Below are 1,960 nucleotides of genomic sequence, written 5' to 3' on the forward strand. Positions count from 1 at the left end.
GCCGAACGGCCCGGTCGGCGCGCTGCCCGGCCCGCAGGGGCTGTCGCAGGTCGGTGGCCCGGGCCACAGGGGTAACCTCGTGGTCGTGTACCGGTTCCTGTTGACGCCGCGCTGGCTGGGCATTCTCGCGCTGACCCTGGTCGCCGCGGCAGTGATGGTGCTGCTCGGCAACTGGCAGCTGGACCGCTACCACGCCCGCACCGCGATCAACGAGCGGATCGACGCCGGCCTGCGGATGGACCCGGTGCCGCTGCGCGACGCGCTGCCCGCCCCGCCCGGCGGCAACGGCACGGCCGGCCCCGCGCCCGCCGCGGAGCGGGCCTGGACCAAGGTCACCGCGACCGGCCGGTACGACACCTCGAACGTGATCCTGGTCCGCGGTCGCACGGTGGACCGCAAGGTCGGCTTCGAGGTGGTCACTCCGCTGGTGCTGGCCGACGGCACCGCCGTGCTGGTGGACCGGGGGTGGATCCCGCCGGCCCCGGGTGGCGACGCGACCGCCCAGCCGCCGGTGCCGGCCGCCCCGTCCGGCGAGGTGACCGTGACTGGCCGGGTGCACCTGAGCGAGAGCGGCTCGGTGGCGGTCTCCCGGCGCGACGGCCGGCTGGAAACCCGCCGGATCGGCGTCACCCAGCTGGCCGGGGAGCTGCCGTACCCGGTGCACGGGGCGTACTTGCTCCTCGACGAGCAGGACCCGGCGGCCGACCCGACCTTCAAAGGCGTGCCGGTGGGGTACACCAACAACTGGCAGAACTTCGGGTACGTGGTGCAGTGGTGGATCTTCGCCGCGATGACCCTGTTCGGTTACGGCTGGGTGGCCCGCCGGGAGGCCCGCCGGTTGGCGGGGCCGGTCGAGGAGCGGCCCGTCGACCGCGCCGCCGAACCCGCGCCCCGCGACGGCGACCCGGTGCGCGCCGCGCGCTGAGCGGTCAGCCGGTGGTCCGGCCGGCGTGGATGGCGCGGACCGCGTCGATGGTGTCGGCGTCCGCCGCAGTCTTGTCGTCGCGGTAGCGCACCACCCGGGCGAAGCGCAGGGCCATCCCGCCCGGGTAGCGGGAGCTGGTCTGCACCCCGTCGAAGGCGATCTCGACCACCTGCTCGGGGCGGACCCGCACCACCTGGTGGCCGCGTTCCACGGCGAGGGAGAGGAACCGCTCGGTCTGCCACCGCAGCAGCTCGTCGGTGAGCCCCTTGAACGTCTTGCCCAGCATCACGAAGTCGCCGGTGCGCGGGTCCCGCGCGCCCAGGTGGAGGTTGGAGAGCCAGCCCTGGCGTCGGCCGCTGCCCCACTCCACCGCCAGCACCACGAGGTCGAGGGTGTGCCGGGGCTTCACCTTGACCCAGGCCGCGCCCCGCCGGCCGGCGTCGTAGGGGGCGTCGGGGGCCTTGACCACGACCCCTTCCTGGCCGGCGGCGAGCGCGGCGGCGAACGCCTCGCCGGCCTGCTCGGCGCTCTCGACCTCCATCCGCCCGACCAGCAGGGAGGCGTCGACCGCGCCGGCGAGCGCGGCCCAGCGCTCCCGGCCCGGCAGGTCGATCAGGTCGTCGCCGTCGAGGTGCAGCAGGTCGAAGAAGTACGGCGTCAGCACCGTCTCGCCGGTGACCTCGGCGGCGGCGAGCACCGCCGGGGCGACCGGGGTGCGACCGGTCGTGCTCGGCGTGGTGCGCCGGGCCGCCCGGCTCGACGTCTGCTGGAAGGGCAACGGCCGGCCGGTGGCGTCCAGCCCGATCGCCTCGCCGTCGAGCACGAGCTCACGGGCGGGCAGCGCCCGCACGGCGGCGACCACCTCGGGCACCCGGGCGGTGATGTCGTCGAGGCTGCGGGTGAAGACGGCGATGTCGCCGCCGGAACGGTGCACCTGGATCCGGATGCCGTCGAGCTTGACGTCGACCACCGCGTGCGTGCCGGTGGTGGCCAGCGCCACGTCGACCGAGGGCGCGCTCTGGGCGAGCATGGGCG

General features: G+C 75.4%; 2 protein-coding genes. One reads left to right on the plus strand and one right to left on the minus strand.

From position 1 onward, the window contains the following. Nucleotides 1-79: 79 nt before the first annotated feature. On the plus strand, nt 80-925 hold the full coding sequence (locus tag NCC78_RS31355) for an SURF1 family cytochrome oxidase biogenesis protein (protein WP_250799051.1): 846 nt from the start codon (nt 80-82) through the stop codon (nt 923-925). Between the two features lie 4 nt (nt 926-929). Here NCC78_RS31355 and NCC78_RS31360 read toward each other — a convergent pair. After that, the coding region (locus NCC78_RS31360; protein ID WP_284706377.1) for an ATP-dependent DNA ligase at nt 930-1,960 on the minus strand (1,031 nt) is incomplete at its 5' end.

Origin of the sequence: Micromonospora phytophila (assembly GCF_023656545.1) — a bacterium.
In the GTDB taxonomy this organism is placed as follows: Bacteria; Actinomycetota; Actinomycetes; order Mycobacteriales; family Micromonosporaceae; genus Micromonospora; species Micromonospora phytophila.